Here is a 24,330-nt window from a genome sequence, read left to right on the forward strand (position 1 = left end):
GCGGCGGGCGACCCAAGGGTGAACATCCAGAACAGGAACGGGCAGGCCAAGCCCTATCAGGTCCGTCAGGTCTTGACCGCACTTGAGCGGCTCGAACGAGAGAGAGGAGACCCACAATGAGCGCCAACCATTACACCTACCAGGTCTCCTGGTCCCCCGAGGACGGCGAGTACGTCGGTACCGTCGCGGAATTTCCCTCGCTGTCGTGGCTCGACGCCGACGAGCAGGCGGCCTTCGCGGGCATCCGACGCCTCGTGGCCGATGTAGTAGCGCAGATGGTCGCCGAAGGTTCACGCCCGCCCGACTCGCTTGCGGACCGCAACTACTCCGGAAAGTTCGTGGTGCGCCTCACGCCCGCCCGCCATCGGGCGCTCGCGATCAAGGCCGCACAGTCAGGCGTCTCCATGAACCGGCTCGTGAGCGACACCCTTGCCTCGCGATAGGGAGAGCAGCGACGTCTGCACCCCAGCATCGGCCCGGCCTACCCAGCGCCAGCGTCGGCGATTGCCCCACCCCACCGTCGGCCGCGCGCCATAAACTGCGACCAAAGAGGGGACCCACGCCATGCACGAGATCACCTGCCCGCACTGCGGCAAAGCCTTCACCATCGACGAGGCTGGCTACGCCGACATCGTCGCCCAAGTGCGCACCAAGGAGTTCAACGCCGACCTGCAGGAGCGCCTCCACGCGGCCGAAAAGGACAAGCAGAACGCCGTCGAGCTAGCGAAGGCTCAGCTCCAAGGCGAACTTCAGAAGGCCGCCACCGCCAAGGACTCCGAGATCCAAGCACTCAAGGCCAAGCTCGAGGCCGACGACGTGGCCAAGCAGTTGGCCGTGCGGGACGCGGTCGCCGCGGTCGAGAAGCAGCGCGACGAGCTCAAGAGCGGCCTCGAGAAGGCGCAGCTGGAGATGAAGCTCGCGGAGGCCTCGCTGAAGGACAAGTACGAGACGCAGATCAAGGACCGCGACGACGCCATCGAGCGCCTCAAGGACCTCAAGGTGCGGCTGTCCACCAAGATGGTGGGCGAAACCCTCGAGCAGCACTGCGAGACCGAGTTCAACCGCCTGCGCGCCACGGCGTTTCAGAAGGCGCACTTCGAGAAGGACAACGACGCCCGCACCGGCAGCAAGGGCGACTACATCTTCCGGGAGGCCGACGACGCGGGCACCGAGATCGTGTCCATCATGTTCGAGATGAAGAACGAGTCCGACACCACCGCCACCAAGCACAAGAACGAGGACTTTCTCAAGGAGCTCGACAAGGACCGCACCGAGAAGGGCTGCGAGTACGCGGTGATGGTGTCGCTACTGGAGCCCGACAGCGAGCTCTACAACAGCGGCATCGTGGACGTCTCCCACCGCTTCCCCAAGATGTACGTGGTGAGACCGCAGTTCTTCATCCCCATCATCACGCTGCTTCGCAACGCCGCCCAAAACTCGCTCAAGTACAAGACCGAGCTCGCGCTGGTGCGCGCCCAGAGCGTCGACGTCACGGACTTTGAGAACGAGCTTGACTCGTTCAAGGCCGCGTTTGGTAAGAACTACGACCTCGCCTCCCGACGCTTCCAGCTGGCGATCGACGAGATTGACAAGTCGATCGACCACCTGCAGAAGACCAAGGAGGCGCTGCTGGGATCCGAGCGCAACCTCCGCCTCGCGAACGACAAGGCACAGGACGTGACGATCAAGAAGCTGACGCGCGGCAACGCGACGATGGCGGCCAAGTTCGACGAATTGAAGGGTGAGGACGCCGCGAGCGAGGACTAGGGGCGTGGCCTTACCCCGTCCGGACGGTGGTGGTCGGTGCCGTGTCAGACCCTGGCTCTAGCGTGGGCTCAAAGTGAGGAGAGACATCATGGGGGCCCACGATCACCACCGAGCACAGTCGTTGCCGGAGCCACCGAGTCGTATGGAATCGCCTGTACCCCGCCGCACGGCTACGTGTCTGCTCGTCGGTGGGCCGGCGGACGGCTCGAGTTGCCGCGACATTCCGATGCTCGTTCCCGGCATGGCCCCTGACTATCTCGACATCGGCCTCGGCAACGACAACGAAGGCGAACTGCGGGCCATCTATCGCCGCATGGGAGTCCAGCCGGACCCGTTTCCCGGCGTTGGCGCTGTCTGGCGCTACGCCTACGACGCGCATCCTCGGCTCGATTCGGATGAGTTCGCCCAGCAATGAGAATCCTCATACCTTGCAAACCTAATGTGTCGTATTAGATTTACCAGGTGATTCACGATTGAATCCCTCGAGACCAGGCACGGCTCGCCGATCCGATGCTCGCGCTCGAGGGCCTCGCAGGCACAGTCGTCATTGACGAGGCGCAGCGCATGCCGGAGCTGTTTCCGATGCTGCGGGTGTTGATCGACCAGGATCGCCGGCCCGGCAGGTTCCTGCTGCTGGGAAGCGCGTCGCCAGAGCTCGTGGGCCTTGGTGCCGAGTCGCTTGCCGGGCGCATCGCGCTCGTCGAGCTGGGACCCCTGACGCTCGCCGACGTGGGCGCCGGGAATCTCGACCGACTATGGCTACGCGGAGGCCTCCCCGAGGCGTTCACTGCGCCGAGTGTCAAAGCTGCTGCCTCATGGCTCGATGACTACATCGCCACCTTCCTCGAGCGCGCTCTCGGACAGCTCGGCTTCCGCGTTCCGGCGACGACGATGCGACGGTTCTGGACGATGCTGGCACACCGCCACTCGGGCCCGTGGAACGGCGCCGACATGGCCCGCTCGCTCGGCGTGTCTGAGCCGACCGCTCGCAGGTATCTTGATGCGCTGACCGACGCTGTCGTCGTCCGCCAACTGCAGCCGTGGATCGCCAACATCGGGAAGCGGCAGGTGCGATCGCCAAAGGTGTACCTGCGCGACACGGGCACTCTGCACCGACTGCTGGGGATCTCCACCTCAGACGAGCTGCTCGCCCACCCCATCGTCGGCGCCAGTTGGGAGGGCCTTGCCGTCGAGCACATCTCCCGGTGGGGCCTGCCTGTCCACTACTGGCGCACGCAGGCGGGCGCAGAGATCGACATCGTGCTCGACACCGGCGCGCGTCCGTGGGGCGTCGAGATCAAGCGAACCGACGCACCCCGGGTGACGCCCAGCATGCTTCATGCACTCGAGGACCTGGGGCTCGAGCGCATCGTTGTCGCGCACGGCGGACCGGACCGATTCCCCATGGCCGAGCGCATCGAGGCGGTTCCCGCCCGCGAGCTGCTGACGTGGCGCACCCTGTCCGACGCGCTGTGACGCGAGCAACTGAGCGACCCGAAACTCTCCTCGAGCAATAGGCTCGGCCACGAGATGTCACCCGCCTTCGCCGTCACCTACCCGACGTAGCATCGGAGCATGACCGGTCCCCACGGTGCCGACCCGGCGCGCAACGACCCGGCGCGCGACGACCAAGCCCGCGAGGTCGCGCGGCTCGAGGCCGAGCACGCGTTCGACCCCGCCGCGCACGCGTATGAACTCGCCGACGCGCTCAGCGGACTCGCCCTCACGCGCAACGTGGCAGGCGACAAGGCCGGGGCCCGCGCCCATTTTGCCCGCGCCGTGACTGTAGCGCGCGACGCCTACCAACACGCCACCCCCACGACCGGAGACATCCGCGCCCACGAGGACTTCCTCACACACTTGTTCAACTACATCCAGTACAGCCTCACGGACGGCGACGCGGCCGATGCGATCACCGGCGCCGACGAGGCGCTCGCCTTGCTCGACGCCGTGGCCACCAAGGCGAGGAGCGAGGAGGCGGACGACATGAGGGCTACCGCTGGGAGAGCCCTCTACCTTGACTTTCGAGGGACGGCGCTCAGCAAGCTCGGGCGCAACGCGGAGTCGCTCGAGGCCCACAGCGAGGCCGCGCTCATGTTGGCGCTGAGCCACGACGCGTACCCGCAGCAGGTCGAGTTCTTGGAGCGGCACATCGCGAACCGCATGGCCAAGGTGATAGAGGACGAGGACACAGCCCCTGGAGCCGACGCCTCCTGACCCGGTCCTTGAAAATACTCAAGGCATTGAGTAAAATTACTCAACATGGCGACCAACCCATCCCATACCTACGAGCGCCCCCTCGCGTCGGCGCTCGCGTCGCGCCTCACCGAACCTCGGCGCTTCATCCAGGCGCTCACCGGCCCCCGCCAAGTGGGCAAGACCACGCTGGTCCAGCAGGTGGCGGACCGCCTGGCGATCCCCGTCAGGTTTGCCAGCGCCGACGAGCCCACCCTCCAAGGCCCCGCGTGGATCAGCCAGCAATGGGAGGCCGCCCGCGGGGGCATCGGCCCCGATGGCGGGCTCCTTGTGCTCGACGAGGTCCAAAAGGTCCCCCACTGGTCCGATTCCGTCAAGCGGCTCTGGGACGAGGACACCCGCACGGGCACGCCGCTCAAGGTGGTCATCCTCGGCTCCGCCCCATTGCTGATCGCGCGCGGACTCACCGAGAGCCTGGCAGGACGCTTCGAGGTGCTGCACGTGCCCCACTGGTCGTATCCCGAGATGCGCGACGCATTCGCCTTCACCCTCCGGGACTTCATCCACTTTGGCGGATACCCCGGCGCCGCACCCCTCATCACCGACCCCGAGCGCTGGCGCCGGTACATTCTCGACTCGCTCATCGAGACCACCATCTCCCGCGACGTGCTGCTGCTCACGCGCGTGGACAAGCCCGCGCTGCTGCGTCGGCTCTTCGAACTCGCTTGCGACTATTCGGGGCAGATCCTCAGCTACACCAAGATGCTGGGCCAACTCCAGGATGCAGGGAACTCCACGACCCTGGCGCACTACCTCGACCTGCTCTCCCAAGCGGGCATGGTCACGGGCCTGCAGAAGTACTCGGGCAGCGCCGTCCGCAAGCGCGGCTCGAGCCCCAAGTTGCAGGTGCTCAATACCGCGCTCATGTCGGCAACATCCGGCCTCACCCCCGCCGATGCGCGCGCCGACTCGACCTACTACGGCAGGCTGGTCGAGTCCGCCGTCGGCGCACATCTGGCGAATGCCGCGGCGGCGGGCGAGTGCGAACTGCTGTATTGGCGCGAAGGCAACTACGAGGTCGACTTTGTGGTGCGCATCGGCCGCAAGACGATCGCGATAGAGGTCAAGAGCGGGTCGCGGCGCGACGGACTTCCCGGCATGGACAAGTTCATGACCGAATACCGGCCCGACGCGGCGCTGCTGGTGGGCGCGGACGGCATCTCGGTTGAGGACTTCTTGAGCGCGCCGGCAACGGCCTGGGGTTCGCGCTGAGGTTTGCTGTCCACCCACCACTCCCACTCGCGTCACACCCTGGCGATAACGTCGCCTCATCACAGGATCCGCATCACGGGAGGGCCATGACCATCGAGCAGACCAGGGACGAGGTGGAGCGCCTCCGGGCGCGCGTCGCCTCCGATCCGCGCGCGCACGAGCTCGCCCTGGCCGACCAGCTCAACCTCCTGAGCATCGACCTCGCCATGCGCGGCGACTACGACGCGTCCGCGAAGGTCACCATCGAGGCCCTCAAGGTGATCGCCGCCCACATCGACCCGCTCCTACTGCCGCCCGCCGAGGAGTTCAGGTACGCGGGCATCGTGGTGGGCCTCGCGTCGGGGCTGCTCATCGACGACCGCGCGGACGATGCCGCGGGGCTGCTCGACTACACCATCGAGGTCCACGCTCGCCTGGCGCATCTTGCGGGCGACGCCATCGTGCAGCCGACGTTTGGGCCACCACCTCCGCCGCCCAATCCGGAGGAGCAGGCCCAGCAGGAACGGTTCCGACTTGAGATGGACAGTTTGCCGCCGCGAGTGAGCCCCTACACCGACGACAAGCCACCCGTTCCATTCGAGACGCCGTCGGGCGCCTTCTCCAGGCCCGGCCGCGGCTGGCGCCAGCCCGCCGACTGGTCCTTTGTCCACTGGCAACTGCTGTGCGCCCGCGCCCGCGCGTTCGCCGCTCTGGGCGAAAAGGAGCGCGCACTCGACGACGCGGTGGAGGCCCTCGCCATTAACCTCCTCGGCACCGAGCTCGACTACGCGCGCATGGTTTCGAGCGCCGACGCCGCCCTCAAAACGGCGTCGCTACTGGTCGAGGGCGTCGAGCCCGAGGAGGGCCCGCTGGGCTGGTGACGGTTCGGTACGCCGACGCTAGCACCGCGCCTGCTCCGACCGGTCCGGGCGGAACAAGTGCCAGGAGGCCAAGGCTCCGATTGCCGCCCCGGACGCGGTGAGGCTCCAGCCCACGGCGGGAGGCACCACCCATCCGCCCAGCAGGATCCCGCCCACGGCAAACGCCGCGTCGCAAGTGAAACGTGCTCCCGTGCGTGGCCTGCCACCATTCCCTTGTTGTGGGGAACACTTTCCACCGCGCGGGGGCTCGTCAGGCGCGCGTGGGTTGTGGGGCGCGGGCCTCGCGTTTGCCGGTGGTGGCGTCGTCCCCGTGCCCAGTGTTGGCGGGCTCTCCACAGAGTGTCGTACCTGGCAGTTGGTTGTCAGACCCCCGTGGTTGACGCGTCCTAGGTTTGATGCCGCATCCTTTTGAGTTGAAAGGATGTATGTCATGCCAAAGAAGATCGATCCTGCCCTCCGTGACCGTGCGGTGCGGCTGGTGCGTGAGCACCGCTCGGAGTATCCCTCGTTGACGGCCGCGTCGGCGGCAGTGGCCCGCCAGGTTGGGGTGGGCCACGAGTCCGTGCGGCGGTGGGTGCTGCAAGCCGATATTGATGACGGCTCTCGGGAGGGGGTTACGTCCGCTGAGCACGCGGAGATCAAGCGTCTGAAGTCGGAGAACAGCCGGCTGCGCGAAGACGTTGCGATTCTACGGGCGGCGACAACTTTCTTCGCGGGGGAGCTCGACCCCCGCAATCGATGATCATGGGTTTCATCGACACGATGAGAGCCGAGGGGCACGCGGTCGAGTCGACTTGCAGGGTTCTGCGTGAGCAGGGCTGCCAGGTCGCCGCGCGCACCTATCGTGCGTGGAGAGGAGGCCACGTCGCGGTCCGCACGGTCACAGACGCGCATGTCGTCGACGCGGTCCGTGACACCGCGTGGACGCACGTGCCCACACCCGATGGTTCCCTGCGCCGCAAGATGACTCCCGAGGGGTTGTACGGGCGGCGGAAGATGACCGCGTTGATCCGCCGCACCACGATCCCTGGTGCATCCACAGGCGCGGTCGACCGGGCCATGCGTGTCCTCGGACTGTCGGGCGTGCGCCGCGATAAGGGCGTGCGCACCACGATCCCCGCGAAGGACGGGGTCCGTGCCGGGGATCTGCTGAATCGGGATTTCACCGCGCCGCAGCCGGATCACACCTGGGTGATGGACTTCACCTACTGCCGCACCTGGGCCGGGTGGGTTTACGTCGCGTTCATCGTGGACGTGTTCTCTCAGCGCATCGTCGCGTGGCATGCGCAGACCACCAAGCACGTCGACCTGGTGATGATCCCCCTGCGGATGGGCCTCTGGGAACGCGGCCGCCAAGGCCACCCGATCCTCCCGCAGCAGCTCCGAGCACATTCGGACGCCGGGTCTCAATATGTCTCGTTGGCCTACACCGACAAGCTCGCCCTCGACGGCATCGCGCCCTCGATCGGGTCCGTCGGCGACGCGTACGATAACGCGCTGATGGAGACGATCAACGGGCTCTACAAGGCCGAGTGCATCCGCACGACCGTGTTCCACGAGGGCCCGTATCGGACGATCGCGGACGTCGAGTTCGCGACCGCCGGCTGGGTCGATTGGTACAACACTCGTAGGCTTCACTCAAGCCTCGGCTACGTTCCACCGGCCGAGTTCGAGCAAGCTCACTACGCGACCCTCAACCGAGAGCCGCAACCCGCATAGGAGCGGCAGAGAACCTGGGGCGCTTCAGGTTGACTTGTTTCATGGCGGTCGATGCGGCGAATATTGCGAGGGTGAGTGCCCTCGTGGGTGAGCTTGCGCGCGAGGACGTTTCGGGTTTGTCGCAAGAGGACTTCCTCGCGGCTCACGACGCTGCGGCGCGTCTTGGGAGGCTCGCTGACATGCTACGGGCGCGCTTTGCGGGCGATGTCGCCCGACGCTCGATGCCCGACCTTCCCGGCGGCGGGCTCGCACGGCGGCAGGGTTTTGGGAACGCGGGGCAAATGGTGTCGCGGGTGACGGGCGGGACGACGGCGGGGGCGATGCGGGCGATCGAGGCCGGACTCGCGCTCATGCCCGACCCTGCGTTGATGCCGGACCTGTCCCACCAGGCCGACCCGTCCCAGCCCGACTGTGTACCTGAACCCCGGTATCCGGTGGTGGCCAGCGCCGCGCTCTGCGGCGATCTGTCGATGGAAGCCGCGGGGCTGATCAGGTCAGGTTTGGAGACGATTGCGGACCGGGTGCCGTCCGAGCGGCTGCATGAGTTGGAGCGGCGCCTCGTCGACAAGGCCGTGAACCTTGCCCCCCACGACGTGCGACGGCTCGTCGCGACCGCGGTCGCACGGGCGGACTTGCCAGGTCACGAGGAACGCGAACTGCGTCAACACGCGGAGCGGTTCTTGGCATGGAAGGAAGACCACACCGGGATGGTGACGTTCACCGGCAAACTCGATGCGGTGACCGCGGCACCGATCCGCACCGTGATTGAACAGATCGTGACCCACGACTTTCGTGCCCGACGGGATCAAGATCCCTCTGACCAAGATCAGAGAACCGTGGGTCAGATGCGTGCCGACGCCCTCTTCGAGGTGTGCCGCCATGCGCTCGGGTGCAAGGAAACAGACCAGTCAGGGATCCGCACCACCATCGTCGTGCGGATGTACAAGAGTGGTCTGGACACGGGGAGGGGGCTAGGTCGCATCGACGGTGTTGATCAGCCCGTCTCGGTGGGGCAGCTACGCCGCCTCGCAGGGGACGCAGGCATCATTCCCGAAGTACTCGGCGGTGAAAGTGAGGTCCTTGACCTGGGCCGCAGAGTCAGGCTCTTCACGCTGGCACAAAGACTCGCACTACTCGAACGTGACGGTGGGTGCGCCAAGTGTCACGCCCCACCCGAACACTGCGAAGCCCACCACATTCGTTGGTGGGAAAACGGTGGTCGCAGCGATCTCAAAAACGGGGTCATGTTGTGTACGAGATGCCACCACGACATCCACCGCCAAGGCTGGGAAATCCTCGTCCACGCGAATCGCGTCGACTTCATCCCACCACCCACCATCGACCCCGCACGACAACCCCAACCAGGCGGACTCGCCGCAATCACCATCCGCGACATCGGCAACCTCGAACCCCCGTCCACCCGCACGAAGGAACTCGCGCACGTCCGGACGGCGCGGGCAGTGTCGTCCCTGCCCTCACGACCCACCCCCTGAGTACGCTTGGGACGCATGACCTCCATCGAGCCCACGCCGGCCAAACCGGCCTACGAAAAGCCCCTGACCGACGTCGTCGTCGAGAAGGTGCGCGATACCGCCAAGTCCGATGGCTTCCAGGCCAGGATGTACCAGGCCATTTCGATTCAGCGCCCCGTGGTGCTCGAGTACCTCAAGTCCCTCCGCCGCGACAAGCCCAACGCCACCCCTGCGGAGATCCTCAAAGAACTCGACCGCCGCTACATCGCCACCGTCACCATCACGAGCACCGGCGTGGGCGCATCGGCCGCGATCCCCGCCGTGGGCACGGGAATCGCGCTCACGCTAGGCGTCGCCGACCTGCTGTTCTTCTACGAGACGAGCGCCCTCTACGTGCTCGCCGCCACGGAGCTGCACGGGATCGAGGTGCGCGATGCGGAGCGTGCCAGGCCGCTCGTCTTCGGGATGCTGCTCGGCGAGAAGTCGCAAAGCAAGGTGGCCAAGATCGTGATGCACGCCGCGGGAGCGGGCAGCATCAACACGGCGCGCACGGTCGCCACGCGCACCGTCGGCAAGGCTCTCCCCCACGGCTGGGGCGAGGTGCTCACCCAGCAGCTCCCCGACTCGGCGCTCGCGCCGCTCGCTACCGTCCTCGCCCGTCAGGCGCTCAGGGCCAGCGGCAAGTTGACCGCCAGGACGCTCGGCAAGGTGCTGCCCTTCGGCATCGGCGCGGTGATCGGCGGCGTGGGCAGCTTCACGTTTGGGCGGGACGTGGTCAAGGCCACGCGCCTCGCCTTCCCGATGCCTCCGACGCGCTTCCCCGACGCCCTCCTGGACTTCACCAAGCCCGAGCCGGGCACGGTGTTGGAGAGCGCCCAAGCGTCCCGCGCGATGCAGGCCATGCAGTCGGCCGCGGGCAGCGCGTCCGGCTTCGGCGAGACGGCGTGGGACAGGACGAGCGGCGCGCGATCCGCGATCAGGGGCGCGGCGGTTGGCGGAGTCGACGCGGTCAAGGGGGCAGCGGTGAGCGGAGTCGACGCGATTCGGGGCAGCGCAACCAAGGCGGCCGCGGCGAGGTCGCGCCTGAAGCGCAAGGGCTAGGCCCGCCCGCGCGATGGCAACGATCGGCTCGGCGCGGTCTTCGGAGACGCACTGAGCGCCGTGTACGCCCCGAGCGACCCGGTTCCCGACGCCGACGCCGACGCGGGCTCGGGCGAACTCGCGGCTACCGGCTACCGGCTACCGGCTACCGGCTACCGGCTACCGGCAAGGGACAGGATTCTCTGTGCAGAATCTTGGCACGCGTTCAGCCCACTGCTATCGTGATCTGCGACCGCACGGCCGCGATGACCGTCTCGGGCATCGGAACACTCACGAACCCTGCCGTCCGAACGCGAGGGTTCGAAGCGCGGCACCAGTCGACGACGGAGCCGATCAGGAGTCATGACATGACAAACGACCACAGGACAGGGCTGGTGGGACTCGGGGTGATGGGTTCCGCGATCGCGCGGCGGCTCCTCGACACTCATCACGACCTCACCGTCTTCGACGTGCGCCAGGACGTCATGGACGAGTTCGCTGCCGCGGGTGCCCGGCCAGCGAGTTCACCGAGCGAACTGTCCACCTGCGACGTGGTGGTGCTCTCGCTCAACACCGCAGAGGTGGTCGAGAAGGTCGTCTTCGGGCCGGACGGCATCCTGGCTCAGACAGTGGACGACCTGCTGATCGTCGACATGTCGAGCATCGATCCGGCGCAGACCCGCGCCTTCGCCGACCGGGTGACCGGGCTCGGCGGGCGGTGGGTCGACGCTCCTCTGTCCGGGGGTGCGCCAGCGGTCGCCCGCGGTGAGCTCACCTTGATGCTCGGTGGCACCGATGACGACGTGGCGGATGCCACTCGGACGTTGACCGACCTCGCCGCCACGATCACCCATCTCGGGCCCGCAGGCTCCGGACAGCTTGTCAAGCTCGTCAACCAGGTGCTCGTCGGTTGTGCTTTCGGGGCCATGGCCGAGGCCGCCACCATGGTGCGCTCGGCGGGTCTGGCACCCGCACAGGTCCTCACCGCGCTCACGGGGGGCCGGGCCGACTCGCGGGTCCTCCAGGAGTTCTTCCTGAAGTTCGCCGACGTGGACCTGACGCCGACCGGCCGGATCAGCAACATGGTCAAGGACCTCGAGACGGCACGCGATTACGCACGCTCGGCGAACATTCCGCTGCCGGTGACGACCACGGTCTCCGAGGTCCACCGGTGGCTCGCGGCTTCCGGCCACGGGGCAGCCGACAATGCGGCCCTCATGCTCTACTACGACACCACAGCCGACGCTGAGGGCCTCGGTCAGTAGCCGGTCACGCCGAAGGAGACCGTTGCGGTGACGACGACTGCAGCGTCTGGCGTGCCCTTCCCTCTCACTCCGTCCCCGGGTTCCATGTGACTCGCGGACGAGGCGGTCAGCACCCTCGGCGTCACGGCCGAACCGCACAGCGACCTCTTCATCAACCCTGCATGGGGTCTCCCCTCAACGCTGAGTCCTTGCTCAACGCCGCAGCCCTGGGCCAAGCTCTGCTTCGAGTACGCCCCCGCCAGCGAGCCCATGGTCGTCTCCGTGGTCACCGGCGGGGTGACGGACGATACCAACGAACTCCTCGTCGCGTGGCGCTACCAACGTCCCCACGAGGACGGCGGGCCACTCCTCCGTAGAGCGCACGGCGGGCCGGGTCCACCCCGCCCCGCCGACGCCCGCAGACTGGGATCAGCGGAAGTTGGCGCCGCCGTTGACGTCGAGCACGATGCCGGTGACGAACGATGCGCCGGAGGAGGCAAGGTACGCGACAGCCTCGGCAACGTCATCGGGCAACCCGGCGCGCTTGACGGCGGTCGCGGCGATGGCGGCCTGCTGGCTGGCCTCCGGCGTGAAGGTCGCCTGGAAGGGGGTGTCGCCGATGAATCCGGGAGCAATGGAGTTGACGGTGATCGCTCGCGGGCCGAGTTCCTTGGCGAGACCGCGCGTGAATCCGTCGAGCGCGGACTTCGAGGCGGCATACGCGACGGCGCCCAGCCCGCCGCCATTCTCGCCAGCCTGCGAGCCGATCGACACGACCCGGCCGCCGTTTGGCATGTCTTGGAGCACGGCGCGCGTCACGCGGAACGTGCTCGTAAGGTTGACGTCGATGACGGCGAACCAGTGCTCGTCGGTCATCTCCGTAAGGGTCTGCCGGCCGATGAGGCCGCCGGCGTTGTTGACCAGCAGGTCGATGGGGCCACCGAGCGCCTCGGCCGCGGCGGCGATCACGGTGTCCACCTGGGCCTGGTCGGTCGCGTCGAGCGCGAAGGCCCCTGACCGACGCCCGAGCGCCTCGATCTCCGCAGCAACGGAGCTACCGTCATGCGAGCGGTAGGTGAGCGCCACATCGGCGCCCGCCCGTGCCAGGGTAAGGGCGATGGCGCGGCCGATGCCGACGCCACCTCCGGTCACGAGTGCGCGTCGTCCTGTCAGGTCCTGCGTCATGCGTGCCTCCTAGGGGGCGTCGTGTGCGTTGGGAATGCGTAGGCTAGCGGTCGACGCGGGCTCCGCCGCCGCCCGCGAGTTTGAGGACCTCGGCCGTGGTGGCCATGGTGGTGTCGCCGGGAGTGGTCATCGCGAGGGCCCCGTGGGCTGCGCCGTATTCGACGGCGGTCGCGAGGGGCTGTCCGTCGAGCAGGCCGTAAATCAGGCCGGAGGCGAACGAGTCGCCGCCGCCCACGCGGTCCATGATCTCCAGACGCTTGCGGTGCGTCGCCTCGACTAGGCCGGACGCGGGGGACCACGCGAGCGCGCCCCAGTCGTTGACCGATGCGCTGTGCACGGTGCGAAGGGTGGTCGCGATGACCTGGAAGTTCGGGAAGGCGGCAGCGGCGGTCTCGATCATGGACCGGAACCCGTCGATCTCGAGGCTGGAGAGGTTCTCGTCGACTCCCTCGACCTCGAAGCCGAGGCTCGCGGTGAAGTCCTCCTCGTTGCCGATCATGACGTCGATGTGAGGGGCGATGGCCCGGTTGACCTCCTGGGCCTTGGCCTGCCCGCCAATGGAGCGCCACAGCGAGGGCCGATAGTTGAGGTCGTAGGAAACGATGGTGCCGTACTTCTTGGCCGCCTTGACGGCCTCGAGCACTGTGTCGGCCGACGTCTCACTGAGGGCGGCGAAGATACCACCTGTGTGAAGCCAACGGACGCCGAGTTCGCCGAACAGGTGGTCCCAGTCGACGTCGCCGGGCGCGAGTTGGGACGCTGCGGTCAGCCCGCGATCCGAGACCCCGACGGCCCCTCGGACCCCAAAGCCACGCTCGGTAAAGTTCAGGCCGTTGCGCACTTCGCGGCCGATGCCGTCATAGGGCACCCACTGGATGAGCTGGGTGTCGACCCCGCCCTGCAGGATAAGGTCCTCGACCAGGCGTCCGACCTCGTTCTCGGCCAGCGCGGTGACCACGGCGGTGCGCAGGCCGAAGGCCCGACGCAGGCCACGGGTCACGTTGTACTCCCCGCCACCCTCCCACGCACGGAAGGAGCGTGCGGTGCGGATTCGGCCCTCACCTGGGTCGAGGCGAAGCATCACCTCGCCGAGCGATACCGCGTCGTAGCGGCATTCGGCGGCGGGCCGGATGGTCAGGGTTTTGTCGGTCATCGTCATGGTCCTTCGTCGTGTGTCCGTTGGTCAGGGGCGCGCTGCGAGGGCGACCGCCTGGGCCGTCAGCTCGGTGATCCCGGCGAAGTCGCCGGCCTTGACGCGGTCACGGGGGACCATCCAGGAGCCACCCACGGCGGCGACGGAAGGGATGGCTAGATACTCGTGCAGGTTCTTCGGTCCTACCCCGCCGGTGGGCACAAACTGAACCCCAACGAACGGGGCGGCGAGCGCGGCGATTGCCGCGGCGCCGCCCGAGGTGCCTGCTGGGAAGAACTTGACAGTGGTGAGCCCGAACTTGAGGGCTGCCTGGATCTCCGTCGCGGTGACCGCGCCGGGCAGGGCGAGCACGCCGAGCTCTTGGCACCGCTCGACGACCGCGCGGCTCAGGCCGGGCGAGACCACGTAGGACGCACCGGCGGCGACCGCTTGGTCGACCTGCTCGACAGTCAGGATCGTGCCTGCGCCCACCAGGATGTCGCCACGAGCCGCCATCGCCCGTATCGCGTCTTGAGCCGCAGCGGTGCGGAAGGTGACCTCCGCTACTGGGAGGCCTCCAGCCACCAAGGCACCAGCGAGCGCATCGGCGTCGGCGGCATCATCCAAGACGACAACGGGAACGAGCCGGGCCGCGCTCAGGGCTGACAGGATGTCCATTAGTGATTCCATTCCGCTAGACGACACGCTAGTATCGCTCTACGGAACTAAGAATGCCACGGAACGCGCCCGGACTCAACCCCCCTGGCGCGTACGACGCCGCATCGCACTACGCGGACGGGGCGACCTCGGCCGGCAGCATGAGGCCGTCAGGCAACAGCGGCGGCAAGACCTCGAGCATCTGGCGGTACAGCCACTCAATGCGCTCGGCAGTCATCCGTTCCGCCTGCGCCGTGATGCTCACCGCAGCTATCGCAACGCCCGCGCGCATGAGCGGCACCGCGACGCAACTGATGCCGGGTTCGTTCTCCTGCTCCTCCGTCGCGTAGCCGCGCAGGGCAGCTAGCTCCACTGCGTTCCACACTTGCTCAACTTCGGCGGGTGTGTCGCGGCCCGCGGCGCGCGCATAGCCCGCCAGCATCGACCGGTCAGTGCCCCGGTAGGCGAGGAGCGCTCGACCCAACGCGGTCGTGACCGCCGGGTTCTGTCGGCCGATCGATGACCACACCCGCACTGACCGGTCCGGCTCCACCTTGTCGAGGTAGACCACCTGGGTGCCGGTGAGCGCCCCGAGGTGCACGAGCTCTTGGACGGCACCGCACAGGGCGATCAGGGCGGGATGCAAGAGCACAGAAAGGTTCTCGTCGCTGAAGAAGTCGTCGGCGAGCTGGGTCGCGCTCGGGCCGAGGACATACATACCCGAGGACGGTTCCTGCGCGACGAAGCCACGGAACCGCAGGGCGGCGAGGGCGCGGTGCACCGTCGTCTTGTTGAGGTCGAGTGCCACCGCGAGCTCGGCGAGGGTCATCCCGCGCGAACCCGCCCTGGCGAGGGTCTGCATGGCGAGCAAGGCGCGGTCGACGCTCTCGACCGGGGAAGAGTTCTGCGACATCGTGCTCTCCTGATCGTTGATCTGATCGCCCGCAGCCACGAACCTATGTTCCGGCATGCGCCCAGGATAGGAGGAGCGACGGCCCGGCAGGTACAGCAGCGTGGCAGGCCCAGCAGAATTCAGACCTTAGGCCGCAGCCCCTGGGCGGCGCGCGGGTTGAGCACGTGCTCGGGCCGCCGGCCCTGCGCGACGTCGATGATCGCCTCGATGACGCTCGTCGCTACCCCCTTCGTAAAGTCGTCCGTCCAGCACAGCGCATGCGGGGTGACGATGACGTTGTCCATGTGCAGCAGGGGCTCGTCCGCCGCCGGGGGCTCCTGCTCCAGCACGTCGAGCCCTGCGCCCGCGATGCTTCCTGCGCGCAGCGCCGCCGTCAACGCCACCTGGTCGACCAGCGACCCGCGTCCCACATTCACTAGGTACGACGACGGCTTCATGGCGGCAAGGAAATGCTCGCCAACCAGGTGGTACGAGGAGGGAGTCAGCGCTGCGGTGACCACCACGTAGTCCGATTCGGCCGCGAGGCGGTCGATGTCGACGAGCTCGACGCCAAGCGCCGCCGCAGCCTCCCGCGACCCGGGACGGTCTGGGGCGATCACGCGGACCCCGAGCGGCGCGACCAAACGCACCACATCGGAGCCGACGCCGCCTAGCCCGAGGATGCCGATCGTGCGGCCGGACACACCAGCACCGCGGTAGTTGCCGCGGTCCGTCCATCGACCTCCGGTGGCTGCGACGTGGTTCTCGACCAGTCTGTGGCCGAGCGCGAGCACCATCGTCAGCGCGGCAAGGGCGAGCGGCCGTCGCACGGCTAGAGGAGTGTTGGTTACGACAACACCGGCATCCGCGAGCCCCTCAAGGTCGATCCCGTCGTACCCGGCCCCGTATCGCGCGATGTGCTTGAGCTGCGGGGCAGCGGAGACGACATCCCGAGTGAAGTGGAGGTGACCAAACGACAGCACGGCGTCGTACCCAGCCAGGTCACCCGCGTTCGGCAGGTGGCCGACGATCGGAGGCATGACCTCCCAGGTCAGTCCCGCAGCAGTGAGCCGCTCGAGGCCGACGTCGCCGAAAATGGTCATGCCGTCGGGCTCGGCGCAGTCTGCGGTCAGTCCGACCCGGTACGGCTCGCTGATTTCAGCCATGTGTTGCCCTCCTCAGGACCGGAGGACGGACCTCCAGAGATCCGCTCTTTAAGCACTCTACAGCACCTCGATCCGCGGTAAATGTGCCTGAAGTCCACTATTCATCTGATGAATGACCTACGATGGGGCATACACACCACGTCCGTACGCGAGGAGAGCACGATGAAGATCACCGCAGTCGAGATCGAGGACGTCCGCTTTCCCACGTCGCTGACGGCCGACGGTTCGGACGCCATGAACAAGGACGGCGACCATTCGGCCGTCTACGTCGTGCTCCGCACCGACGGCGACGGCCCTGACGGGGCACCCCTCGCCGGGCATGGCATCACCTTCACCACGGGCCGCGGCAACGACATCGTCGCGATGGCCGCCAGCCAGCAGGCCGCCCACCTGGTGGGGATGGACGTCGAGGCGCTGGCCGCCGACATCGGCGCGGTTTACCGGCTCCTCACCTCGGACACCCAGATCCGTTGGCTCGGGCCAGAGAAGGGCGTCGTCCACCTGTCCCTGTCTGCGGTGATGAACGCGGTGTGGGACCTCGCCGGACGCCTCGCGGGCAAGCCGGTCTGGCGCCTGCTTGCCGACATGACACCCGAACAACTCGTCGATGTCGCAGACCTGCGCTACTTGTCCGACGCGCTTACCCGCGAAGAGGCGATCGCCCTGCTCCGGGCCAAGGAGGCGGGCAAGGCTGGGCGGATTGCCGAGCTCGAGGCGACGGGCTACCCCTGCTACACGACGTCGGCGGGCTGGCTCGGCTATAGCGACGACAAGCTCCGTCGCCTGTGCCAGGAGGCCGTCGACGAGGGCTACCGCCACATCAAGCTTAAGGTCGGGACGAGCCTCGAGGACGACATCCGCCGCTGCGGCATCGCGCGGGACGTCATCGGTCCAGAAGGCATCCTGATGATCGACGCGAACCAAGTGTGGGATGTCGACCAGGCGATCGCCTGGACCAAAGCGCTCGCCCCGTTCGACCTGCTGTGGATCGAGGAACCCACCAGCCCGGACGACATCCTCGGCCACGCCGCCATCAAGCGTGCCATCGCGCCGATCGGCGTCGCCACCGGCGAGCACTGCCACAACCGGGTCATGTTCAAGCAGTTCATGCAGGCCGGCGCTCTGGACTTCTGCCAACTCGACGCCGGGCGCCTCGCGAGCATCAACGAGATTGTCGCCGTGCTGCTGCTGGCCGCGAAGTTCAACGTCCCCGTGTGCCCGCACGCGGGCGGGGTCGGCCTGTGCGAGATGGTCCAACACGTGTCGATGCTCGACTTCGTCGCCGTGTCCGGCTCCCGCGAGGGTCGCATCACCGAGTATGTTGATCACCTTCACGAGCACTTCACCGACCCGTGCGTTGTCGCCAACGCGGCCTACACTCTGCCCACCCAGCCTGGGTACTCAACGCAGATGCGCCCGGAGTCGGTGGCCGAGTTCAGCTTCCCTCACGGCAGCTACTGGGCCGATCGGCTAGCCTCCGAGTCGGCGTGAGCACTGACAGACCACCGGCAGTCGGGGATACTCCTCGTATGTCGCGCCCCGATCACGTGGTCGATGGGATCACGCAAATGATCCTGGACGGCGAACTGACCCCTGGCGACCGGTTACCGGTCGAGAAGGAACTCGCCGCGCGTCTCGACGTGTCCCGCGGGTCGCTCCGCGAGGGCGTCCGCGCGCTGTCGGTGCTAGGAGTCGTGGAGTCTAGGCAAGGTGACGGCACCTACGTCACCACGCTCGATCCGAGCCTGCTCGTCGCCCCGCTCGGTCTGGTGATCGAGCTGCAAAGCGCCGGGCACGCGCTACCTGTTCACGCTGTGCGCCGAGTGCTCGAAACCGAGGCTGCGGGCCTCGCCGCCTCGAACGCCGGGGAGTCTCAGTCGGCCCTCGGCCGCGCCAGTGCAGCGCTCGAAGACGCGGCCGATGTGCTCGCCGGCTCCCCCGGCGGTGCATCGGCAGACGTCGACCACGAAAGGCTTCTGCAGGCCGACATCGCCTTTCACCGGGCGATCGCCGACGCCGCTGGCAACCCCGTCCTGGCAGCACTCATCGAGGCCCTGGCCGGCCGCACCGCGCGACACCGGCTCTGGCGTGGCATCGCCGACGCAGGCGCGGACCAGCGCACTCAACACGAGCACGAAGCGGTGCTCGCCGCAGTCACCGACGGCGACCCCGAGCGGGCAAAGGTCCGGATGGCTACCCACCTGCTGGAGGTCGAAGACTTCCTCAGGGCCCGGTCGGAACCGACCGGCTGAACGGCCGCAACCCTACCGAGCGAGCCAACCGCCGTCGACGGCGAGTACCTGGCCGTGCACATAGGCAGCGGCATCGGAAGCAAGGAACACGACGACGTTGCCGATGTCCTCCGGCTCGCCCCAGCGACCGGCCGGAATGCGCACGGAGAGCTGTTCGAGACGTGCCGGGTCGGCCAGCAGCGCGGTGTTCATCTCGGTCGCCATGTACCCGGGAGCCACAGCGTTGACGTTGACGCCCTTGCTGGACCACTCGTTGCACAGCGCCTTAGTGAGCTGGGCAACGGCTCCCTTGCTGGCCGCGTAGGCCGGCACGGTCAACCCGCCCTGGAACGACAGGAGGGAGGCCATGTTGATGACCTTTCCGTCGCCGCGCTCAAGCATCGGACGGCCAAAGATCTGGCACAGCTGGAAGACGGACCTCAGGTTGACATCCATCACCCGATCGAAGGACTCGAGCGGAAAATCCACGGCGGGGTGGCGTTCCTGCGTGCCCGCGTTGTTGACGAGAATGTCGACCCGGCGCTCGGCCAGCACGCGGGCAGACACCTCTGCGATCGCGTCGCCGTCGCCGAGGTCGACGGAGTAGAGGTCGAGCTTCCTGCCGCGCTCGGCCGCGTACTCCACCAGGTCGGCGGGCAGTTCGCTGCGTCCGTAAACGATGACGTCGGCTCCTGCATCGAGCATCGCGCGGGTGACTCCGGCGCCAAGGCCGCGTCCACCCCCGGTGACGAGCGCGGTGCGTCCGGTGAGGTCGAAGGGGGTGCTCATGCGTCTGTCTTTCCGGGAAGGGGAGTGAGTAGGACCTTGAGGCAGTCCTGCCCGGAGGTGGCCGCGTCGAACGCGGCGCTGACCTGGTCCAGCCCGAAGGCCTTGGTGGGGAACGCGGCCAGCCCGAGGGCGTCGGCAGCAATGAGTTCGATCGCTCGAACGACGTCGGGGGTGGTGTAGACCCGGATCCCGACCATCGTCTGCTCCTTGAAGCACACGGCGCGCAAGTCGATTGGGGCCGGAGCCTTGTAGACGCCGACGACGACGATCCGGCCCAGCACCCTTGTCACATCGGTCAGTTCGGCGGCCACGCTCGGGTGGGCGGCGGTGTCGAATGTCGTGTCCGCGCCCTCGCCATCCGTGAACGGGGCGAGCGTCTCGGCCATCGTCTGTCCCTCGGGCACGACGGTGAAGCCCATGCCCTCGACAACGGACCGGCGCCATGCGCTTGGCTCAGTGATGACGACGCAACCAGCACCCTCATGCCTCGCGACGAGGGCCGTGAGCACTCCGATGGGGCCCGCGCCATAGACGGCGACGGTGTCACCCTTCTTCATCCCCGAAAGCGTGACGGCGTGGACCGCCACGGCGAGCGGCTCGGCGAGCGAAGCGGTCCGCGGGTCAACGCCCTCGGGAACCACGTGAAGAACCTCGGGGGGCAGCGCGACGTATTCGGCCATGCCCCCGGGAGTGTCAATGCCGTACAGGCCAAGGTTGCGGCACACGTGTGCGTGGCCGTCTCGGCAGGACTTGCAGTCCCCGCACGACAACAGAGGCTCAACGACGACGAGCGCGCCGACGGCGGGGCCGGAGGCACCCGCCTTTTCGATCCAGCCAGACATCTCGTGCCCCATGATCAGCGGAGCCTGGGCACGCGGATGCTTACCGTGCAGGATCGATAGGTCGGTGCCGCAAATGCCGTTATAGGCAATGCGCACCAGGGCCCAACCCTCGGGCACCTCGGGCATCGGGACCTGACGGGTGTCGACGGCATCCGTGCCTGTCCACACGGCCGCGGTCATCTCGGTCAGTTCGGTCACGTCAGGCCCCCGTCACGGCGTACGTCGTGACGCACGCCTCATTGCGACCGGGGGTCCCGAGAACCTCCGGATTGACGATGTTGCGCGGGGCGCGCCCTGCACAGACCTCGACGACATTCTCGACCGTGCGCCGCTTGAGTTCGGCGTAGGATTCCTCGGAATACCAGGAAAGATGCGGCGTCAGGACGACGGAGTCAAACGTGGTCAACGGGTGATCTGCGGGAAGCGGCTCCTGTTCGTGCACGTCGATCGCAGCGCCCAGAATCGTGCCGGATCGCAGTGCCTCGACCAGGGCGTCGGTGTCGGCGACCCCTCCGCGGCTCGTGTTGACCAGGATCGCATCCGAGCGCATGCGCGCGAACTGCTCGGTGCCGATCATCCCGCGCGTTTGCTCGGTCAACGGGGTGTGAAGCGAAATCACCTGAGAACGTTCGAGCAGCTCGTCGAGGCTCACCGACCGCACGCCGCGAAACGTCTCGGCGTTCGGGTCGGCGGCGATGTCGTAGCCAATGACCTGATAGCCGAGGCCCGCGGCTTTGCGCGCCGTGGCCGTGCCGATGAGGCCCAGCCCGATCACACCGAAGATCCTGTCGCGCGTCTGATAAAGCGGACGAACTGCCACGAGGTCGAATGCCCCAGCGCGCACCCCACGGTCGAGCCGCGGGATCCCGCGGGCGGCGGCCAGCGCCATGCCGATGGCGTGGTCGGAGACGGCCTCCGTACCGTAGTCGGGAACGTTGCACACCGCGATCCCTCGCGCCGTCGCTGCTGCGACATCTACGGAGTCGACGCCGACTCCGTACCGGCCGATGGCCTTGAGCTCCGGCAGGGCGTCCATCACCTCGGCAGTGATCTGGCCGTACTGCACGAGGATGCCCTCGGCGCCATAGGCATTGGCTATCAACTCGTCGGCATTGCGGGACTGCGAGATGACGAATTCTGCGCCAGCCCCGTCCGTCACAGCACGCTCGATGTCGAACGCGTCGTGGTCGCACTCGGTAATGACGATCTTCACTTCAGGCCTTTCCAAATGAGAGGTAGAGCAGGGGCCGGCGCCGTCTAGCGCGCGAGCCACCCACCGTCGACGGGCAGGATCGCGCCGTTCACGTAGGACGAGATGGGCGAGCAGAGGAAGAGCACGACCCTCGCGATGTCGTCGGCCTCTGCCCACCGGCCAGCGGGGATCCGGTCGAGGATCGACTTGCTGCGCGCGGCGTCCTGGCGCAGGTCGTGGGTGTTTGCCGTGGCGACGTAGCCGGGTGCGACCGCGTTGACGTTAATTCCGCCTGCGGCCCACTCGTTGGCGAGCGCCTTCGTGAGGCCGGCGATCGCGGACTTAGAGGAGGTGTAGCCAGGCACATTGATGCCACCCTGGAAGCTGAGCATCGACGCCGAGTTGACGATCTTTCCCGAGCCGCGCTCGAGCATCGTGCGACCCACCTCACGGGACAGGATGAAGGTGGCGCGCAGGTTCACGTCCATGACGTAGTCGAAGTCCTCGTCGGAGTGGACTGCGGCGGGGGTACGGCGGATCGTGCCGCCATTGTTCACGAGGATGTCGACGTTGCGCCCCGCGAGGTCCGCGGCGAGCTTCGTGACCTCCGCGCGCACCGAGAAGTCCGCACGCAGTGGCGTGAACGTCCGCCCCTGAGCCTCGACGGCCGTGCGTGCATCGCTGGGGCCGTCCGACATGTCGTAACTGACTCCGATGATGTCGGCGCCGGCCTTTGCGAGCGTCTCGGCGATGGCCAGGCCGATGCCCTGGCTCGCTCCCGTGACGACAGCCGTCTTGCCCTCCAGGCCCAGCAGGCTGTGGGCAAACTCGGCGGGTGTGGTGGCTACGCTCATGGCGGGCTTCCTTCGGGGTCGTTTATTCGGTCAGTGCGGTGCCGGGCGGTGTGCTCAGGGTCTCCAGCCGAGGGCATGGGAAATTTCGTCGGCCGTCTCGATCGCGTCGCGAGACATGGCCTCGATCTGCTCAGGGGTGTGCTCGAGCAAGAGAGTGGAGACGCTCAGGCCGTATTTGACCGCGCCGGTGTGGTCCCGAATGGGCGCTGCCACGCAGCCAACCCCAGGGACGTTTTCCTCGCGGTCGAGCGCGTAGCCCGACTGCCGGACCATGTGAATCTCGGACCTCAGGCCCTCGAGCGAGGTGATCGTGTGCGCTGTCCGGTACGGAAGCCCGGCCCGTGCGACGAACTGCTCCAGGGCGCCATCGGTGTACCCGGCGAGCACGACCTTGCCGATGCCCGACGAGTGCATGGGAATCGACAGCCCGACGCGAGAGGGCATCTGGTAGGGCTTGTCGGAGTCGCTACGGATCAGATAGACGATCTCGTCACCGTTAACCACACCAACGTGCACGGTGCAGTGGACCCTGTCGACGAGGGCGTCGACGAAGGGCTGCGCGATGGCGGAAATATCGATCCGTTGGAGCGCCCGCCCCGCCAATGCGAGGATCTTCGGTCCGGGTAGGTAGCCGTCCGCCTCGGACGCGGTGACGAACCCGCTCTCGATGAGCGTCGCGAGGATACGGTGCACGGTCGCCTTGGCGAGGCCCGAGGCACTGACGACGTCGGTGAAGCGGTCGTGGCTCAGCACCGCCTCGAGCACGAGCAGGGTTTTCTCGCTCGCGTTGGAGGCCGTCGCTACACGCACGCCAGAGGCCGTCGCCACACCCACGCCAGAGGCAGTCGGAGCGTCGCCGGCGGCGGCATGGAGCGGTGCAGTTTTGATGTCCATGGTCCTTAACCTGTCCTTTCGTTGTCGTGTCGGGTAGGTTAGCGCATCTCCGTGATCGCAAAGCCGTCCATGTCGTCGAAAGATTGGTTCTCTCCGGCCATGGCCCACACAAAGCTGTAGCTCGCCGAGCCGACTCCCGAGTGCACCGACCAGCTGGGTGAGATTGTCGCTTCCTCGTTGGCGACCACGAGATGACGCGTCTCACTCGGCTCGCCCATGAGGTGGACGACGCGCGCCTCGGGAGGCAGGTCGAAGTAGAGGTACGCCTCCATCCGGCGGTCGTGCGTGTGCGCAGGCATGGTGTTCCACATGCTGCCGGGATGGAGCGTCGTGACGCCCATAACGACCTGGCAACTACGGACACCGTTCTCGTGGATGTACTGATTGAGAGTGCGGCGGTTCGACGTGAGCGCGTCACCGAGCTCGCGAACGTTCCCTGCGCCTGCCTCGACGAGCGTCGTCGGGTACGCGGTGTGCGCGGGTGCTGAGACGACGTAGAAGCGAGCGGGGCCCGCCTCGCCCGTCGGGTTCTCGGACCCGAAGGTCACGTCCACCGCACCGCGGCCTACATAGAGGCACGACGCATGCTCGAGCCGGTATGCGGTCCCGTCGACCGTCACCGTGCCGATGCCGCCTACGTTGACGATGCCCGCCTCGCGGTGTTCGAAGAAGAACTCGCTGCGGATCTCGGGAAAGGTCGGCAAGGCAACCGGACCGGTGACCGGCTTCGCGCCGAGCAGCACCACGCGGTCGTGGTGCGTGTACACGGCGTTCACGTCGTCGGCGACGAAGAGCCCCTGGACGAGGTAACGGCGCCGCAATTCATCGCTGTCCATGCCGGGGACGTGCTCAGGGCTGGTAGCGTAACGCTGTTCCATAACAAGCC

The 24,330-nt window shown here is 67.3% G+C and carries 24 protein-coding genes and 1 other annotated feature; of the genes, 13 read left to right on the top strand and 11 right to left on the bottom strand.

All coding sequences use genetic code 11. The features are described 5' to 3' along the window. Positions 1 to 116 precede the first annotated feature (116 nt). The 11 genes from BKA03_RS13660 (at position 117) to BKA03_RS13710 (ending at position 11,631) form a co-directional block, all read left to right on the top strand. A complete protein-coding gene (locus BKA03_RS13660) occupies positions 117 to 443 on the top strand; it encodes a type II toxin-antitoxin system HicB family antitoxin (protein ID WP_062075545.1) in 327 nt (108 codons plus the stop codon). A 121-nt stretch (positions 444 to 564) separates the two neighbouring features. After that, the gene (locus BKA03_RS13665) at positions 565 to 1,767 is read left to right on the top strand and encodes a DUF2130 domain-containing protein (RefSeq protein ID WP_062075544.1); all 1,203 of its coding nucleotides are present in this window, start codon (positions 565 to 567) and stop codon (positions 1,765 to 1,767) included. A gap of 241 nt (positions 1,768 to 2,008) precedes the next feature. Beyond that, a complete protein-coding gene (locus BKA03_RS13670; protein ID WP_179398107.1) occupies positions 2,009 to 2,182 on the top strand; it encodes a hypothetical protein in 174 nt (57 codons plus the stop codon). Positions 2,183 to 2,277: 95 nt separating this feature from the next. Beyond that, on the top strand, positions 2,278 to 3,243 hold the full coding sequence (locus tag BKA03_RS13675) for an ATP-binding protein (protein ID WP_062075542.1): 966 nt from the start codon (positions 2,278 to 2,280) through the stop codon (positions 3,241 to 3,243). Between the two features lie 99 nt (positions 3,244 to 3,342). Continuing rightward, positions 3,343 to 3,984: a hypothetical protein gene (locus tag BKA03_RS13680; protein ID WP_062075541.1), complete on the top strand. Its 642-nt coding sequence runs from the start codon at positions 3,343 to 3,345 to the stop codon at positions 3,982 to 3,984. Between the two features lie 45 nt (positions 3,985 to 4,029). Further along, positions 4,030 to 5,235 (top strand): ATP-binding protein, encoded by a 1,206-nt coding sequence (locus BKA03_RS13685; protein ID WP_062075540.1) that lies wholly within the window; start codon positions 4,030 to 4,032, stop codon positions 5,233 to 5,235. 86 nt (positions 5,236 to 5,321) lie between these two features. Beyond that, positions 5,322 to 6,095, top strand: a complete 774-nt coding sequence (locus tag BKA03_RS13690; protein WP_062075539.1) for a hypothetical protein — start codon at positions 5,322 to 5,324, stop codon at positions 6,093 to 6,095. 430 nt (positions 6,096 to 6,525) lie between these two features. Continuing rightward, a protein-coding gene (locus BKA03_RS13695) for an IS3 family transposase (protein ID WP_152649667.1) occupies positions 6,526 to 7,814 on the top strand; the annotation gives its coding sequence in 2 pieces (ribosomal slippage) (positions 6,526 to 6,799 and positions 6,799 to 7,814; 1,290 coding nt in all). Beyond that, positions 6,798 to 6,929 (top strand) — a sequence feature (AL1L pseudoknot). Its footprint overlaps the gene before it by 132 nt. Before the next feature lie 41 nt (positions 7,815 to 7,855). Then, positions 7,856 to 9,307, top strand: a complete 1,452-nt coding sequence (locus tag BKA03_RS13700) for an HNH endonuclease signature motif containing protein (protein ID WP_062075116.1) — start codon at positions 7,856 to 7,858, stop codon at positions 9,305 to 9,307. 15 nt (positions 9,308 to 9,322) lie between these two features. Continuing rightward, positions 9,323 to 10,387, top strand: coding sequence for a hypothetical protein (locus tag BKA03_RS13705; RefSeq protein ID WP_062075117.1), 1,065 nt, complete (start codon positions 9,323 to 9,325; stop codon positions 10,385 to 10,387). A gap of 347 nt (positions 10,388 to 10,734) precedes the next feature. Continuing rightward, positions 10,735 to 11,631, top strand: coding sequence for an NAD(P)-dependent oxidoreductase (locus tag BKA03_RS13710; RefSeq protein WP_062075238.1), 897 nt, complete (start codon positions 10,735 to 10,737; stop codon positions 11,629 to 11,631). Positions 11,632 to 12,039: 408 nt separating this feature from the next. Here the strand turns inward: BKA03_RS13710 and BKA03_RS13715 are convergent, their stop codons facing one another. The 5 genes from BKA03_RS13715 to BKA03_RS13735 form a co-directional block, all read right to left on the bottom strand. Continuing rightward, a complete protein-coding gene (locus tag BKA03_RS13715; protein WP_062075119.1) occupies positions 12,040 to 12,795 on the bottom strand; it encodes an SDR family NAD(P)-dependent oxidoreductase in 756 nt (251 codons plus the stop codon). Positions 12,796 to 12,838: 43 nt separating this feature from the next. After that, the gene (locus BKA03_RS13720) at positions 12,839 to 13,948 is read right to left on the bottom strand and encodes a sugar kinase (RefSeq protein ID WP_062075239.1); all 1,110 of its coding nucleotides are present in this window, start codon (positions 13,946 to 13,948) and stop codon (positions 12,839 to 12,841) included. 30 nt (positions 13,949 to 13,978) lie between these two features. Further along, the gene (gene eda, locus BKA03_RS13725) at positions 13,979 to 14,605 is read right to left on the bottom strand and encodes a bifunctional 4-hydroxy-2-oxoglutarate aldolase/2-dehydro-3-deoxy-phosphogluconate aldolase (protein WP_238579417.1); all 627 of its coding nucleotides are present in this window, start codon (positions 14,603 to 14,605) and stop codon (positions 13,979 to 13,981) included. A 109-nt stretch (positions 14,606 to 14,714) separates the two neighbouring features. After that, complete coding sequence (locus tag BKA03_RS13730) at positions 14,715 to 15,554, bottom strand: IclR family transcriptional regulator (protein ID WP_238579418.1); 840 nt, start codon at positions 15,552 to 15,554, stop codon at positions 14,715 to 14,717. Between the two features lie 62 nt (positions 15,555 to 15,616). Then, on the bottom strand, positions 15,617 to 16,642 hold the full coding sequence (locus tag BKA03_RS13735) for a 2-hydroxyacid dehydrogenase (protein WP_062075121.1): 1,026 nt from the start codon (positions 16,640 to 16,642) through the stop codon (positions 15,617 to 15,619). 162 nt (positions 16,643 to 16,804) lie between these two features. Between BKA03_RS13735 and BKA03_RS13740 the strand changes: the two genes are divergently transcribed. Further along, a complete protein-coding gene (locus tag BKA03_RS13740) occupies positions 16,805 to 18,133 on the top strand; it encodes an L-fuconate dehydratase (protein WP_062075122.1) in 1,329 nt (442 codons plus the stop codon). A 38-nt stretch (positions 18,134 to 18,171) separates the two neighbouring features. After that, on the top strand, positions 18,172 to 18,894 hold the full coding sequence (locus BKA03_RS13745; RefSeq protein ID WP_062075123.1) for a FadR/GntR family transcriptional regulator: 723 nt from the start codon (positions 18,172 to 18,174) through the stop codon (positions 18,892 to 18,894). A 12-nt stretch (positions 18,895 to 18,906) separates the two neighbouring features. Here BKA03_RS13745 and BKA03_RS13750 read toward each other — a convergent pair whose 3' ends face one another. The 6 genes from BKA03_RS13750 to kduI are packed head-to-tail and all read right to left on the bottom strand — an operon-like array spanning position 18,907 to position 24,322. Beyond that, entirely contained in the window at positions 18,907 to 19,662 is a 756-nt protein-coding gene (locus BKA03_RS13750; RefSeq protein ID WP_062075124.1) for a glucose 1-dehydrogenase, read from the bottom strand. Then, positions 19,659 to 20,702 carry a zinc-dependent alcohol dehydrogenase gene (locus BKA03_RS13755; RefSeq protein WP_062075125.1) on the bottom strand — a complete coding sequence of 348 codons (1,044 nt, stop codon included), beginning with the start codon at positions 20,700 to 20,702 and terminating at the stop codon, positions 19,659 to 19,661. Before BKA03_RS13755 ends, BKA03_RS13750 begins: the two co-directional genes overlap by 4 nt. A 1-nt stretch (position 20,703) precedes the next feature. Next, positions 20,704 to 21,717 (bottom strand): C-terminal binding protein, encoded by a 1,014-nt coding sequence (locus tag BKA03_RS13760; RefSeq protein ID WP_062075126.1) that lies wholly within the window; start codon positions 21,715 to 21,717, stop codon positions 20,704 to 20,706. A 44-nt stretch (positions 21,718 to 21,761) separates the two neighbouring features. Continuing rightward, positions 21,762 to 22,550 (bottom strand): SDR family oxidoreductase, encoded by a 789-nt coding sequence (locus BKA03_RS13765; RefSeq protein ID WP_062075127.1) that lies wholly within the window; start codon positions 22,548 to 22,550, stop codon positions 21,762 to 21,764. A 54-nt stretch (positions 22,551 to 22,604) separates the two neighbouring features. After that, positions 22,605 to 23,444 carry an IclR family transcriptional regulator gene (locus tag BKA03_RS13770; protein WP_083971584.1) on the bottom strand — a complete coding sequence of 280 codons (840 nt, stop codon included), beginning with the start codon at positions 23,442 to 23,444 and terminating at the stop codon, positions 22,605 to 22,607. Positions 23,445 to 23,482: 38 nt separating this feature from the next. Continuing rightward, on the bottom strand, positions 23,483 to 24,322 hold the full coding sequence (gene kduI / locus BKA03_RS13775) for a 5-dehydro-4-deoxy-D-glucuronate isomerase (protein WP_062075128.1): 840 nt from the start codon (positions 24,320 to 24,322) through the stop codon (positions 23,483 to 23,485). Between the last annotated feature and the right edge of the window lie 8 nt (positions 24,323 to 24,330).

This window comes from Demequina lutea (genome assembly GCF_013409005.1).
Lineage (GTDB): Bacteria > Actinomycetota > Actinomycetes > Actinomycetales > Demequinaceae > Demequina > Demequina lutea.